Source organism: Brucella tritici (assembly GCF_008932285.1).
Classification (GTDB): Bacteria; Pseudomonadota; Alphaproteobacteria; order Rhizobiales; family Rhizobiaceae; genus Brucella; species Brucella tritici.
On the sequence record NZ_WBVY01000001.1, the window covers coordinates 993,073 to 1,007,547 of the forward strand.

The following is a 14,475-nucleotide window of genomic DNA, read 5'->3' on the forward strand; positions in this document are numbered from 1 at the left end:
GCCAGCGCGGCCTTTTTTGAATCGCAAGCTGCAATCAATAGGTCCAGTTGCGGGCCTTCGAGAACAGGAAGTCGCGGAAAGCGTGCAGTTTCGCGGAATTCTTCAAGGCTTCCGGATAGCAGAAGAACGTATCGAAGGACGGTATTTCTTCCAGTTCCGGCAGAAGCTGCACCAGCCCGGATTCCTTGTCGGCCATATAATCGGGCAAAACCGCAATACCGACGCCGCGCTGCACAGCGCGACGGATCGACAGCAGATTGTTCACCTGCAATGCAGGAATGCGTGTGCTGCCATCGGCGCGTCCGGCAATCTCCAGCCAGTTCAGGCCTGTCAGATAGCTTGGCGCCGGTTCGCCGAAGGTCACGACGCGATGCTGGTCGATCTCGTCGATTGAGTTCAGCTTGCCATATTTTGAAACATAGCCTGCCGACGCATAGACATGCATATGCACCGTGAAAAGCCGGCGCTGGATCAGGTCCGGCTGCTGCGGCTGCCGCAACCGGATGGCACAATCCGCATGGCGCATCGTCAGGTCCAGCTCCTCATTGTCGAGGATCAGTTGCAACTGGATATCGGGATAAAGCTCGACGAACTCCTGAATGCGCTCGACCAGCCAGCCGGAACCAAGACCAACAGTCGTCGTCACGCGGAGCCGACCTGTCGGCTTTTCCTTGCTTTCTGCCAGCTTCGAGCGAACGTTTTCGAGCTTCATCAGAACGTCATGTGCCGTACGATAAAGCGTTTCGCCCTGCTCGGTCAGGATGAGACCGCGCGCATGACGATGAAACAGCGGGACACCGACATCCTGCTCCAGTGCGCTCACCTGGCGCGAGATGGCCGATTGCGACAGATGCAATGTCTGGGCTGCATGGGTGAACGACCCAGCCTCAGCCGCAGCATGAAAAATGCGCAGTTTATCCCAGTCGAGCGGAGCGACCACGATTATCCCCTCTCATTATTTTCACTGCATTCATCTTACGCAAAACCACCTCACACCTTTGTCCAGGAAATGCTTTACTCCGCGGCTTCGTGCAGCGGTTCCTGTGCAGCAAGCCAGCGCTCGGCTTCAAGAGCTGCCATGCAACCCAAACCGGCGGCAGTCACAGCCTGTCGATAAATATCGTCCGTGACGTCGCCCGCAGCGAAGATGCCCGGAACGTCGGTAGCGGTCGAATCAGGCGCGGTCCACAGATAGCCGTTTGGCTTCTGCTTGAGTTTGCCCTCGAACAAAGAAACCGCAGGTGCGTGGCCGATAGCGACAAAAACACCATGCGTATCGAGTTCCTGCGTCTCGCCCGTCACCACGTTCTTGAGGCGCACGCCGGTCACGGTCGCGCCCATTGGCGGCTTTGCCTCGGTGCCGAGGATTTCGTCAATCACGCTGTTCCAGACAACCGAGACGTTCTGGCGCGAAAGCAGGCGATCCTGCATGATTTTTTCTGCACGGAAACCGTCGCGGCGATGCACGACTGTCACGCTCTTGGCGATATGCGAAAGATAAAGCGCTTCCTCGACAGCGGTATTGCCGCCGCCGACGACGACCACATCCTTGCCGCGATAGAAGAAACCATCACAGGTTGCGCAAGCCGAAACGCCGCCGCCCATGAAGGTCTGTTCGCTGTCGAGGCCAAGCCACTTGGCCTGTGCACCCGTAGCGATAATCAGGGCATCGCAAGTATAGACCGTACCGGAATCCCCCTTCAGGCGGAAAGGACGCACCGTGGTTTCGACCTCGGTGATGATGTCATGGACGATTTCCGCGCCGACATTCTGTGCCTGCGTCGCCATCTGGTCCATCATCCATGGTCCCTGCACCGGATCGGCATAGCCCGGATAGTTTTCCACATCAGTGGTAATCATCAGCTGACCACCCTGCTGCAAACCGGCAATAACGATGGGCTTCAGCATGGCGCGGGCGGCATAAATCGCCGCAGTATAACCAGCAGGACCTGAGCCGATGACTATGACTGGCGCGTGACGCTGTGACATGAAGTTTCTCTCCGGTCCGGGAGCGCTTCGACCTGATCAAGGCAGATCGGCGCTCCATATGTTGGTTTTCACACGTTTGCTTTTACGGCACCTTGTCCAAAAATGTTCCACAGTTTTGGGATGCACTCTAAAATCGATTTAAAGCGGCGGGTTCCAGCGTACCAGAATCGCTTTCGCGCCTGTTCGGCCAATGCCCCGACATTATGGCCAAGGTAGGTCTGCCCCTGATTGTTTGCAAGGTTCCACAGGGATTTGCTGAGCTTTAGCCACAGCTTGTGACCTTTTAAGCAAACCCTTTCACGCCAGCACGTTGCGGGTGGATCGATCTCACGCTAAACAAGCTTGATATAAGGAATAATTCGCCCAACCCCGGAGCCGGCCGCCATTTACAAGACAGTCGCCAATATCTGCGCGCGTTTCGGCCTCATCATGGCTGCTGCCATGCTTCTGCCTGCGGCCATCGACCTGCGCGATGGAAGCGACGACTGGCTGATCTTCGTGCGCTCGGCTGCGGCGACAGGCGCCCTTTCTGCGCTGATCCTGCTTGCCACGCAAAACCAGACCATGCGTTTCACCCCGCGCCTCGGCTTCCTGCTGACGGCGTGCCTCTGGCTCACGGCAAGCTTTCTCGGCTCGATCCCGCTCTATTTTTCGCACCTGCCCATCAGCTATGCGACAGCGTTCTTCGAGGCCATGTCGGGCGTCACGTCCACCGGCGCGACGGCGCTGACCGGGCTCGACAACATGCAGCGCGGCATTCTCTTGTGGCGTTCGCTTCTCTGCTGGATCGGGGGCGTCGGCTTTATCGGCCTGGCACTCCTGATGCTGCCCTCGCTGCGGGCGGGCGGGCTTGCGCTCTTTCATATGGAGAATTCCGACAAATCGGAAAAAATCCTCCCGCGCATGAACCAGATAGCGCTGGGCATTGTACTGGCTTATCTCAGCCTGACGGCTGCTTGCACCATCGCCTATTTTGCCGTTGGCATGAGCGTGTTCGACGCCATCAATCATGGCCTGACGACCGTGGCCACGGCAGGCTTTTCAACCCACGACAGTTCAATCGGCTTTTATGAAGGGAACCGCCTGCTGCTGGTCGTTTCCACGATTTTCATGGCGCTCTCGGCCCTGCCTTTCGTGCTTTACATCAAAGCCTTCATGCCACGCCGCATGGAACTGCTGGCCGATCCGCAGGTAAAACTGTTCTTCACAATCGTCATCGCATTCAGCTTCGCGCTCGCAGTGGTTCTGCGGCTCGGCTCCAATGTGCCTTTTGGCGATGCGCTGATTTCGGCCTCGTTTCACTTTGTGTCGGTCATGACCACGACCGGCTATGCGACGGAAGATTATTCGCTGTGGGGACCGCCAGCGATCGGAATTTTCTTTCTTGCTTCGTTTCTCGGCGGCTGCGCAGGTTCCACGTCCGGCGGCATCAAGATGAATCGCCTCATCATCCTTTGGAGCCTGACACAGGCCAATCTCGCCCGGCTCATCATGCCGCACGCTGTCATCAAGATTCGTTACGGCAGCTCGGAAATTTCCGGCGAAATCGCGCAGAACGTGCTTCTGTACCTGTTTCTCTATTGCGCGTCGCTCGTCATCGGTGCGGTGCTGCTTGCTGCTCTCGGCCTCGATTTCGTATCGGCCTTCACCGGCGCACTGACCGCACTTTCCAATGTCGGCCCCGGTTTTGGTGACACGATTGGCCCCGTCGGCAACTTTTCCACCATTCACGACCCTGCACTGTGGGTGTTTTCATTCCTGATGCTGGTCGGGCGTCTGGAGCTCGTTACCGTGTATATCTTGTTCACTCGCGCTTTTTGGGTGCGTTGACAGAGCGTTAAAGCGCGACGCGCTTTAACATTTTGCTTGGGCATGTCTTTATTCCCAAAACCGGTTTCCACTTTTGGAAGACATGCTTTAGGCGGTTTACATCCGCCCGTTTCATTTGATATGAGCAGGATTAGATTGCGCCACAATGGCGACGAATGTTCTATAATTACCCCGGAATGAAATTTCCTTGCGCGCGGAGTTACGCATGCCGATCAAGGCCGATCTGGATGAAATCGATTGGAAAATCCTTCGGGAGCTCCAGAATAACGGGCGCATCACCAATGTCGAACTGGCCGAACGTGTCGGCATTTCGGCTCCGCCCTGCCTGCGCCGCGTGCGCAAGCTGGAAGAAAGTGGCGTCATCCGGGGCTATCGTGCCATTCTCAATGGCAATTCGCTCGGGCAGGATCTGGTCGCCTTCTGTTCGGTCGGCCTCCATCGTCAGGCCGATGCGGATCTCAAGGCGTTTGCCGAGAAAACCAAGCAATGGCCGCTGGTACGCCGCGCCTGGATGGTTTCGGGCGAGTCTGATTTCCTGCTCCATTGCGTCGCGCGCGATCTCAACACGTTCCAGACCTTCGTGATCGAGGAACTGACCGCCGCTCCCAATGTGGATTCCGTGCGCACGGCTCTGACCATTCGTCCGGTCAAGGACGAGCCACTGATGATCCTTTAAATATTAGAGCATTTCCAGCAAAAGTGCGGAGCGGTTTTGCGTGAGGTAAATGCGTATAAACAAAGAGATAAGCGGTCCCACGATTCCGTTTTAACTGGAACCACTCTAGATTTTGCGCCGGGGGTTACTTATTACTTCCCGGCGAATACGCGCTCGTAAACGCCGCTGATTGCAGCGGCTTCCTTTTCGAGCGGGAACGTGGCGCGAACATGCTTGAGAGCATTTTCGCCGTCACGCTTGGCCAGAGCCGGATCAGCCAGATATGGCTCGATAGCCTTGCGCAGAGCGTCCCCGTCGCCAGCAGCAACCGATGTCCCGGTGCCATCCACGATCATTTCTGCATAGGCACCCGCATCGCTGGCAACGACTGCCGTTTGCGACGCCATGGCTTCCAGCGGCGTCAGCCCGAAACCTTCATTGCGCGAAGGCGCAACATAAAGCGTCAGGCGGCGATACCAGACGCGGATATCCGGCACTTCCCCCAGAATGAGGATGCGGTCCTGCAGACCGGCTGCGGCGATCTTTGCCTTCAGCGCATCCTCGAACGACTGATGTTCAGCAGTCGTTCGTCCGGTAACGATCGCCGTCCAGTCCGGATATTTCGGCAAAAGCGCAATCATTGCATCGACAAAAAGGTCTGTTCCCTTGGAGGAACGCACACGGCCGAAACAGCCGACAGCATATTTTCCGGGCAGACCCGACGCCGTGAAATTGTCCTCGTCGCCGACAGGCGGATGAAACCGCTGCAGGTCCACGCCATGCATGATGACCTGATGCGGAACTTCGAGAAAACTCCCCGAGCGACCGCTTGTTGCAATCACCGCATTCATGCGACGAATGAGCCATTTCGTGAAGGGCTTGTGGTCCCGCTGTGCAGCCGAGGTAAAGATCAGCCTTAGTTTCATACGCAGCACCTCGCGCATGAAAATACCGGCGAGCATTTCGATATTGCGTCGCGCGTGCCAGATGCGAAACGGTTTCGTCCTGGGCTTTGACCAGAAGGACCAAAGAGCGTTCCACCCCAGATGCGGAAGCGTGTCCGGCAGGCCCGGTCCCATCGTCGCAATGTTCAGCCCCTTTGCGCGCTGCAAAGGGATTAGCTGAACAATCGTCGATGTGACACCGGAGAGGCGGCGCTTGAAATTCGGCGCCACCACCTCGACGTCCTGAACGCGAACCTGTACGGAATCTGGCTTATGCGCGGACACGGAAATCAGACGAACTTCAGGCCGATGATTTCGTAGGAACGCGAACCGCCCGGAGCGTTGACTTCAATCGTGTCGCCTTCGCCCTTGCCGATCAGCGCACGCGCAATCGGCGATGAAATGGAGATGCGGCCTTCCTTCACGTCGGCTTCCTGATCGCCGACGATCTGGTAGACCTTTTCTTCTTCCGTATCCTCGTCGATCATGGTGACCGTGGCGCCGAACTTGATACGGTCGCCCGACAGCTTCGAAACGTCGATGACTTCGGCGCGTGCAACCAGATCTTCCAGTTCGTTGATACGACCTTCATTCAGGCTCTGGGCTTCTTTCGCAGCGTGATATTCCGCGTTTTCCGACAGATCGCCATGCGCGCGCGCTTCAGCGATTGCCTCAATAATCCGAGGACGCTCCGATTGCTGACGCCAGCGCAGCTCTTCCTTGAGCTTTTCGAAACCGCCAGGGGTCATAGGGAACTTTTCCATACCCAGTCCTTTCCTTCGTCCGGCGCTTGGCCTCTCCCCGAGGCCCTGCACGCACCGGCAGTTTGATTTGCCCGCCTCACCTCGCGCATTGCTTGGATAGTGCGAGGCGCTTCTCGAAGGCCAGCCAGCCTTCGACACACAAAAAGAAAACGGTCACCGAAACATCCGCCTCGGAACCGTTCGAATAACCGTTCACAGAACTATAGCATTTCCATCAACCATTTCACGCGGAAAAATATCTCTCTGTCAACTCTGCCCGTAAGCGGCACCTATTTCGCATTGATCGGCCAGCTCGCGGGCCACTTCTCCGGACCTCCGGCATAATTGCCATCGCAATCGCCTTTTGACCGTTCCTGCAGCAGAACGAAACGCACCCGGCCCTCGCTGCTGTCCGTCGCTTTCCAGACATCATAGATGCCGCAATCTCCAAGCCCCCTTCCCTTGAAGAAGGCTGTCAGCGTCAAGGCTCTCTGTGACCAGTCGATATTCCATGCCGTATCGGTCACTGTCGGGCCATCATCGGAAATGGTCGGCAGGGAGATCGGCACGATCTTGTTTTCATAGCGGCTATAGAAGGCATAAGGCTGATTATAAGCGCCCGGCGAACCGCAAGGCAGGCCGATGAGATCAAGATCATCGGCAACCTTCGTCTCGAAACCGCCTGCATTGCGGAATGTGCCAGGGCTGGCCCCGCCGCAAACCGCCGCTTCGTCTGAAAAATCCTTGCGGATTTCTGCCGGTATGTCTTCGATTGTTTCAATCAGCTTGAGCTGCGGCGGAACCGGTGCCGGTTTGCTGCCTTTGACCTGCAATGCCTCGATGGTTCCGTCGCGCGATTGCTGTTCGTCCACATAGATCAGCCCGCCAACAAGGCCTGAAAGCGAATAGGTCGAGGTCTTTCCGGCAAATTTCAGTTGCAGTTTCTGGCCGTTCTTCATCGCATCGAGCGTCTTGGCAAGATCACCCGTATAATCGAGCTGATCGTCCTCAGCCTTCAAAGCCGAGACATCGACATCGAGCAGGGTTTGACCGTCGATGGAAATCTCCAGCTTGCCGGTTTTCTGTGATGGATCGACATAGGAAAGCCTGAGCAATGGCTTCGAGCCGGACTGGCTGCTGCGAAAGATGCCAAGCCCCGGCGCTCCGTCGCTTGCAACCGGTGTAAGCGTCAAAGTGCAGTTTTGCGCGAAATCGCAAAGCACCAGCGTGTCACGAACCTTCTTGAAGGCAGCCTGCGATTCCCCACCCGCCAGAAACAGCATCACTGTGGCAATCGATGCCGCGAGAGCGGATTGACTATTTAAAGTGAGCATAAACACCCCGTCAGTAAGAATTCGCTCTAACCAAATGCACGCCAAATGCATGAATGTCGCAGAATCGGAAGTTATCTTGCCGTCTGCCCATAATATTGCCTATAGCATGAAGACCGGGAAAGGCTGAAAAGCGTCCGGTTTCTCTTTCTACAGTGGCACACCCTGAAAAGTTCGAAACGAGGCAATGATGACGCGCGTACAGGCCAATATGCTGCTGCTTCTGGCAGGCGTCATCTGGGGCATGGGTTTCGTCGCCCAATCGACGGCGATGGCCAGTATCGGTCCGTTTCTGTTCATCGGCATCCGCTCGGCAATCGCGTCCCTCACGGTCCTGCCATGGGCCGTAGCCGAGGGGCGTCGGGCGAAGACCCGCCTGAGCCGCTCGAGCTATCTCTTCTTCATGTTCATCGGACTAAGCCTGTTCACCGGGCTTGTCCTCCAGCAGATCGGGCTTATCACCACATCCGTCACCAATGCCGGTTTTCTGACCGGGCTTTATGTCGTGATGGTGCCTGTGCTCGGCGTCATTCTGTTTCGCACATGGCCGCATCCGGTCGTGTGGCCAAGTGCGGCGGCATGTCTTGCAGGCATATTCCTGCTTTCCGGCGGAACGCTGAACGCGCTCAAGCAGGGTGACTTGCTGGTCATTTGCGGCGCGGTCTTCTGGGCCTTGCAGGTGGTCCTGATCAGCAGGGCAAACCGTGCAGGACGGCCGATAACGCTGAGCTGCATCCAGTTCGCAACCAGCGCTGCCGCAGGGCTTGCCATCGCATCCATGGTCGAAGACTTCAACTGGACCGCCATCGCGCTCACCTGGAAGGAAATCCTCTTCACAGGCGTGTTCTCGTCCGGCGTTGCCTTCACCCTGCAGGCTATCGGGCAGCGCTATACGACTTCCGCACAGGCTGCGATCTTCCTGGCATCGGAAGCGCTTTTCGCCGCCCTGTTCGGCGCGCTCTTCCTTGGCGAGCGGGTGACCTTCATCGGCTTTATCGGCTGCGGACTGATCTTCGCCGCCATGATGGCGGTGGAACTGATCCCCATGTTCTGGAAACGCAAGTCTGATCTTGTCCCTGAACCTGCCGAGTAAAGTGCGTAAGAGCCTGAATCAAAAAGCGGCCTGTGTGTGCGAAAATGGTGATTTTCGAGTACCGGAACGGAGTGTACTTTTGGGTACATGAGCACCGGCACGCAGATAATTGCCATTTGCAGCCACACAGGACGACTTTTGGAACAGGCTCTACCCTTTGAAGATGAGAGCCGCCCCACCCGCTATGAACGCAAAGCCCAGCAGATGGTGCCATGTAAAGGCTTCCTTGAGGTAGAACACCGAGAACAGGCTGAAGATCACCAGCGTGATGACCTCCTGAATGGTCTTGAGCTGCGCCGCCGAATAGACCTCGTGCCCGATGCGATTGGCCGGAACTGCGAGGCAATATTCGATCAGCGCGATACCCCAGCTGATGAAAATGACGGTGACAAGCGGCGTATTGGTGAATTTCAGGTGCCCGTACCAGGCGAAGGTCATGAAGATGTTCGAGCCGATGAGAAGCAGGATCGGCAGAACGCTCGGCGAAATCAGTGCTGACATGAAAGTGACTTCAGGGACCGGGAGGATGTTGGCTGCGGCATGGCCCGAAGCCGCTGCATGGTGATAGAACAATGGCGGCATTTTGCCAATGCCGCGCCCCGGAGCGCGTTTCATTCTGGTCGGATTATGCTCTGGCCGCTGCCCCGTTTACGCCACAGCCCTTAACGCGGGCGCTGACTCTTCCTTTACGCTTGCAAGCTAATATTCGTGGAACGCCATCGGTTGGTCTCCTGAAGAAAAGGTATGGACATGAGTTCTGTGTTGTCCGCCACCGTTCCAGTCAGCCGCCAGCGCACCCGGTTGCGGGGTCTGGCCCCGTCTTTATCCATCGCCCTGCTGGCCATCATCGCAGGTTGTTCCGGCGAGAGCGCCCCGCGCCCGCAGGCCAGTGTTGGCAACTCCGATATGATGGTTCCCGACGCGCCGGTCGCAAGTGCTGCCCCGGTTAATGCCCCTGTCGTGGAGGCGCCCGTCATGCAAGCACCTGTCATGCAAGCGCCGCAGGAAGAGCGCGTCGTCGGGCTTGCCGAAGAGGAAGAAAACCACGTCGCGCGATCCCCACAGCAGAGCCAGCCGCAATATTCCGGCGACTACGGCTTCACGGCCCCCATTCAAAATCCGATGACCGCCGCCGAAAACATTTACACGATGTCCAATGCGGAAGCGGCTTGCCGCACGCGCCTGAAGCGACTCGGCGTCGTCTTCAAGGAAAAGCCGACAATCTATCGCAGCAGTTCCTGCCATATTGAAAACCCGATTGAAGTATCGGGCTTCAACAGCGGGTCCATCGCCTTCAAACCGGCTGCGACGCTGAACTGTCAGGTGACCGAAGCCTTTGCGCGCTGGATCAAGGGCGACCTGCAACCCGCCTCCCGGATGCGCTATCTGTCCGGCGTGAGCACGATCTATAATGCAGGCGGCTATTCCTGCCGCACCATGAACAACCGTCGCGGCGCGAAAATGTCGGAACATTCACGCGGCAACGCCATCGATGTCACCAAGATCGTGCTGAACAATGGCAAGAACATCATGGTGCGCAAGCCGGGATTCTTCGCCTTCCGCGAAAAGGGCCTGCTCAACAGCGTTCGCTCCGATGCGTGCGGCTATTTCACGACGGTTCTCGGCCCCGGCTATAACCCGGAACATGCCGATCACTTCCATTTCGACCTGATGCAGCGCCGCAGCGGCTATCGCGCCTGCAAATAAGCCCGGCGCAATGCCGGGCTTGACGATGCTTTATTCTTCCGGCGGCACCGGTGTCGGCTTGCCGTTCTCATCCAGGGAAACCATAACGAATTCGGCATGAGTAACGAGGTCGCGCCTATCGCTGAGATAGCGCTTCGCCCAGGCCTCGACCCGCAATGTAATGGAAGTGCGGCCTACCCGCGTTATATCCGTGTATACGCAGAGCGTGTCGCCGATCTTTACCGGCCGGGCGAATGACATTTCGCGTACCGCCGCTGTCACCGTACGCCCCTTGGCGCGCTCGGCGGAACGGATGCCAGCAGCCATATCCATCTGCGCCATCACCCAGCCGCCGAAAATATCATAGGCTGAATTGGCATCCTTGGGCATGGCGGAAACGCGGATGGTCAGCGTGCCATTCGGCTCATTGTCAGTACTCATCAATGTCAGTCCTTAAGTGCTTGAGAGAGTCGGTCTCTAATATGAGACATGCCCGGCGCGAAGAAAAGTACCGCATAAAGCGCTTAAACCGTTAGCATGGATGTCAACTTTAAGAGATCGATATTCATTAATCATGAATTGAAATCGAAAAATCGTGATGCAATTAAATAATAATCTTCGTGATATAAGTAATTTATATAAGTATATTAGAGGAATGATATATGAAACTATCGGCAAGAACTTCCATAGTTACATTAGCACTTCTTGTTTCAGCCAATGCTTATGCATCATCGGCAATCGTAACATCGACAATTAATCTTCGCGTCGGCCCCGGAACCCAGTACGGAACTATTGGCGCGATCCCCAATGGCGTCGGCATCACGGTGGCCGGTTGCACCAGCGGCTATGGCTGGTGTCAGGTGACCTATGGCGGCATGACCGGCTGGGCAGCCTCGAGCTATATCGCCATTCAGACCGGCAATGGCTACACGACGAACGATAATTTCGGATCGACCGCCGCAGCCGTCGGCATACCGCTCATCGCCGGCATCGCCATCGGTTCGGCCCTGTCCGCCAATAGCGGTCCCTATTGGGGTCCCGGCCCTTATCGCGGCTGGGGCGGCGGCGGAAATGTCTATAATGGCTGCATCGGGCGCAATTGCCAGTCGAACTGGGGGCCACCGCGCCCACATTGGACGGACCGTCCTGGCTGGCGTGACCATCCGGGTTATCATCCCGGTTTTGGCCCCGGCTTCGGTCACGGCTTTGGCCCCGGCCCTCGCATCCGTCCCGGCGGCAGACTTTAAAGCGATCGTCACAACCATGCCTCCTGACAGCCTTCTGTCAGGAGCATCGCCGGATAGGAAGAGGGTATGGAGGATTTCGCCTTCGCACTCTTTTCATTTGGACGCTGAAATTCCATATTGAGGGCATGGCTTCCTCAAAAGACAAACACTCCCAGGATTCGCACGACAAGGCTGGCGGCTTCGGTGAAGCCCCACAGGCCGAGTTTTCCGGCGCGCCCCTTTCCGGTTCTATCGCCGACTGGGCGAAGGAGATCGGCGACGAGGCTGCGAAGCCCCGCGCGAAAAACCCAAGACAACCCAAGAAGATTCCAGAACGCAGCAAGGAAGCATCGCGTAGCGGGCGCGGCACGTCCATGGGTGGCGCTGCTTCCGCCAAGGAACGTGCAGCGGCTGGCCTCAATCCGGTTGCTGGCCTCGACATCAGCCTGGAAGACGCAGCGGGGCTCAATCCGTCCGGCGCAACGGCAACGGTTCAGGCCCTGTCGGACCTGATTGCTTCCGGCAATCCACTGTTCAAGAATGGCGAACTCTGGACGCCTCACCGCCCGGCCCGCCCGGAAAAATCCGAAGGCGGCATCGCCATCGAGATGGAAACCAGTTTCGAACCGTCCGGCGACCAGCCGACAGCTATACGCGATCTGCTGGAAGGGCTGGACAACGACGACCGCACGCAGGTCCTGCTCGGCGTCACCGGTTCGGGCAAGACCTTCACCATGGCGCAGGTCATCCAGCGGACCCAACGCCCTGCCCTTATCCTCGCGCCCAACAAGACCCTGGCCGCGCAGCTTTACGGCGAGTTCAAGAGCTTCTTCCCGAACAATGCCGTCGAATATTTCGTTTCCTACTACGATTATTACCAGCCGGAAGCCTATGTGCCGCGCTCGGACACTTATATCGAGAAGGAATCGTCCATCAACGAACAGATCGACCGGATGCGCCACTCGGCCACCCGCGCGCTGCTCGAGCGCGACGATGTGATTATCGTCGCCTCCGTATCGTGTATTTACGGTATCGGATCGGTGGAAACCTATACGGCCATGACCTTCGAAATGAAGATCGGGGATCGGCTTGACCAGCGCCAGCTCCTCGCCGATCTCGTGGCCCAGCAATATAAACGTCAGGATATCAATTTCGTGCGCGGCTCGTTCCGCGTGCGCGGCGACACGATCGAATTGTTCCCGGCCCACTTGGAAGATCGCGCCTGGCGCATTTCGCTTTTCGGCGATGAGATCGAGACCATAACCGAATTTGACCCGTTGACGGGCCAGAAGACCGGCGATCTGAAGTCGGTGAAGATCTACGCAAATTCGCACTATGTGACGCCACGCCCGACCCTCAATCAGGCGATCAAGTCAATCAAGGAAGAGCTGAGACATCGCCTTGTCGAACTGAACAATGCCGGTCGTCTTCTGGAAGCGCAGCGCCTCGACCAGCGCACGACCTTCGATCTGGAAATGCTGGAAGCAACCGGTTCCTGCGCGGGTATTGAAAACTATTCGCGCTATCTGACCGGCCGTAACCCCGGCGAGCCGCCGCCGACGCTGTTCGAATATATTCCCGACAATGCGCTGGTTTTCATCGACGAAAGCCACGTCACGGTTCCGCAGATCGGCGGCATGTATCGCGGCGACTTCCGCCGTAAGGCAACGCTTGCCGAATATGGTTTCCGCCTGCCATCCTGCATGGACAACCGCCCGCTCCGTTTCGAGGAATGGGACGCCATGCGCCCGCAGACCATTGCTGTTTCGGCAACACCGGGCGGCTGGGAAATGGAAGAAGCTGGCGGCGTGTTCGCAGAACAGGTCATTCGCCCGACCGGGCTGATCGATCCGCCGGTCGAAATTCGCCCTGCCAAGACGCAGGTTGACGACGTGCTTGGCGAAATTCGCGAAACCGCGCAGAAGGGTTACCGTACATTGGTCACGGTGCTGACCAAGCGCATGGCCGAAGACCTGACGGAATATCTGCATGAACAGGGCGTGCGCGTTCGCTACATGCACTCCGACATCGACACGCTGGAGCGCATCGAGATCATTCGCGACCTGCGGCTTGGCGCCTTCGACGTACTGGTTGGCATCAACCTCCTGCGTGAAGGTCTCGACATTCCGGAATGCGGCTTCGTCGCCATTCTCGATGCCGACAAGGAAGGCTTCCTGCGTTCGGAAACCTCACTGGTCCAGACGATTGGCCGTGCAGCGCGTAACGTCGACGGCAAGGTCATTCTCTACGCCGACAATATTACCGGCTCAATGCAGCGCGCGATGGATGAAACCAGCCGCCGTCGCGAAAAGCAGGTCGCCTATAATGAAGAGCATGGCATCACGCCAGCTTCGGTGAAGAAGAATATCTCGGATATTCTCGGCTCGGTTTACGAGCGCGATCACGTCCGCGCGGATATTTCGGGCTTCGCGGAAGAAGGCGCGATGATGGGCAACAATCTTGCCGCCCATCTGGAGCATCTGGAAAAGCAGATGCGCGACGCCGCTGCCGATCTCGACTTCGAAAAGGCCGCACGCCTGCGCGACGAAATCAAGCGCTTGCGCGAGACGGAACTGGCTATTGCCGACGATCCGCTGGCGCGCGAATTCGAGGCGGGCGATGCGGGTGCAAGCCGCAACAAGGGCAAGCCCACCGGCAATTCACGTTTCCGCAAGCCGGCACTGGATGAAATGGGCGCCGATACCACCCGCCCGCTTGGCAAGTCGTCTTTGTTCCAGAAGCCGTCGCTTGACGATATGGGACCGGGCACCGACATGGCGAAACCACTATTCCGCAAGAACACGCTTGATGAAATGACGGTCAAGCGGACTGAAGTGCCAAGTGGCGGAAACGATGCGGCGATCCGCCGTGAGCGCGCAGGTATCGGGTCTTACGAAGACCCTGCCGAAACAGCGCGCAAGAAACGGCGCCCCGGCAAGACAGGCCGTCCGGGGCGTTAAAGTTCAATGCCCGAAGGG

13 protein-coding genes are annotated in these 14,475 nt (G+C 57.5%); 6 read left to right on the top strand and 7 right to left on the bottom strand.

Going from position 1 to position 14,475, the window contains the following annotated elements; genetic code table 11:
• Positions 1–34: 34 nt before the first annotated feature.
• Together F9K94_RS04920 and trxB are read right to left on the bottom strand one after the other, a co-directional pair.
• Positions 35–940 carry a LysR family transcriptional regulator gene (locus tag F9K94_RS04920; protein WP_061345943.1) on the bottom strand — a complete coding sequence of 302 codons (906 nt, stop codon included), beginning with the start codon at positions 938–940 and terminating at the stop codon, positions 35–37.
• A 74-nt stretch (positions 941–1,014) separates the two neighbouring features.
• Positions 1,015–1,989, bottom strand: a complete 975-nt coding sequence (trxB, locus tag F9K94_RS04925; protein WP_061345942.1) for a thioredoxin-disulfide reductase — start codon at positions 1,987–1,989, stop codon at positions 1,015–1,017.
• Positions 1,990–2,418: 429 nt separating this feature from the next.
• On the opposite strand from trxB, the gene F9K94_RS04930 reads away from it, so the two are divergent.
• Both F9K94_RS04930 and F9K94_RS04935 read left to right on the top strand, forming a co-directional pair.
• Positions 2,419–3,819: a TrkH family potassium uptake protein gene (locus tag F9K94_RS04930; protein WP_151643964.1), complete on the top strand. Its 1,401-nt coding sequence runs from the start codon at positions 2,419–2,421 to the stop codon at positions 3,817–3,819.
• 205 nt (positions 3,820–4,024) lie between these two features.
• A complete protein-coding gene (locus F9K94_RS04935) occupies positions 4,025–4,495 on the top strand; it encodes an Lrp/AsnC family transcriptional regulator (protein ID WP_006471903.1) in 471 nt (156 codons plus the stop codon).
• 131 nt (positions 4,496–4,626) lie between these two features.
• Here F9K94_RS04935 and F9K94_RS04940 read toward each other — a convergent pair whose 3' ends face one another.
• The 3 genes from F9K94_RS04940 to F9K94_RS04950 all read right to left on the bottom strand — a co-directional run bounded on the left by F9K94_RS04940 (position 4,627) and on the right by F9K94_RS04950 (position 7,501).
• Positions 4,627–5,703 (bottom strand): glycosyltransferase family 4 protein, encoded by a 1,077-nt coding sequence (locus F9K94_RS04940; RefSeq protein WP_151643966.1) that lies wholly within the window; start codon positions 5,701–5,703, stop codon positions 4,627–4,629.
• Between the two features lie 5 nt (positions 5,704–5,708).
• The gene (gene greA / locus F9K94_RS04945; protein ID WP_061345939.1) at positions 5,709–6,182 is read right to left on the bottom strand and encodes a transcription elongation factor GreA; all 474 of its coding nucleotides are present in this window, start codon (positions 6,180–6,182) and stop codon (positions 5,709–5,711) included.
• A 269-nt stretch (positions 6,183–6,451) separates the two neighbouring features.
• Positions 6,452–7,501, bottom strand: a complete 1,050-nt coding sequence (locus F9K94_RS04950) for a DUF1176 domain-containing protein (protein ID WP_407922023.1) — start codon at positions 7,499–7,501, stop codon at positions 6,452–6,454.
• A 181-nt stretch (positions 7,502–7,682) separates the two neighbouring features.
• Between F9K94_RS04950 and F9K94_RS04955 the strand changes: the two genes are divergently transcribed.
• Positions 7,683–8,585 (top strand): DMT family transporter, encoded by a 903-nt coding sequence (locus F9K94_RS04955; RefSeq protein WP_151644136.1) that lies wholly within the window; start codon positions 7,683–7,685, stop codon positions 8,583–8,585.
• Between the two features lie 150 nt (positions 8,586–8,735).
• Here F9K94_RS04955 and F9K94_RS04960 read toward each other — a convergent pair whose 3' ends face one another.
• The gene (locus F9K94_RS04960; RefSeq protein ID WP_109987361.1) at positions 8,736–9,086 is read right to left on the bottom strand and encodes a DMT family protein; all 351 of its coding nucleotides are present in this window, start codon (positions 9,084–9,086) and stop codon (positions 8,736–8,738) included.
• A 249-nt stretch (positions 9,087–9,335) separates the two neighbouring features.
• Between F9K94_RS04960 and F9K94_RS04965 the strand changes: the two genes are divergently transcribed.
• The gene (locus F9K94_RS04965; protein ID WP_151644138.1) at positions 9,336–10,292 is read left to right on the top strand and encodes an extensin-like domain-containing protein; all 957 of its coding nucleotides are present in this window, start codon (positions 9,336–9,338) and stop codon (positions 10,290–10,292) included.
• 30 nt (positions 10,293–10,322) lie between these two features.
• On the opposite strand, the gene F9K94_RS04970 is transcribed toward F9K94_RS04965, so the two are convergent.
• Positions 10,323–10,712 (bottom strand): acyl-CoA thioesterase, encoded by a 390-nt coding sequence (locus tag F9K94_RS04970; protein ID WP_151643970.1) that lies wholly within the window; start codon positions 10,710–10,712, stop codon positions 10,323–10,325.
• A 221-nt stretch (positions 10,713–10,933) separates the two neighbouring features.
• Here F9K94_RS04970 and F9K94_RS04975 point away from each other — a divergent pair, with 221 nt between their 5' ends.
• Together F9K94_RS04975 and uvrB are read left to right on the top strand one after the other, a co-directional pair.
• The gene (locus F9K94_RS04975) at positions 10,934–11,518 is read left to right on the top strand and encodes an SH3 domain-containing protein (RefSeq protein ID WP_151643972.1); all 585 of its coding nucleotides are present in this window, start codon (positions 10,934–10,936) and stop codon (positions 11,516–11,518) included.
• A 125-nt stretch (positions 11,519–11,643) separates the two neighbouring features.
• The gene (uvrB, locus tag F9K94_RS04980; RefSeq protein ID WP_151643974.1) at positions 11,644–14,457 is read left to right on the top strand and encodes an excinuclease ABC subunit UvrB; all 2,814 of its coding nucleotides are present in this window, start codon (positions 11,644–11,646) and stop codon (positions 14,455–14,457) included.
• The last annotated feature ends 18 nt before the right edge of the window (positions 14,458–14,475 follow it).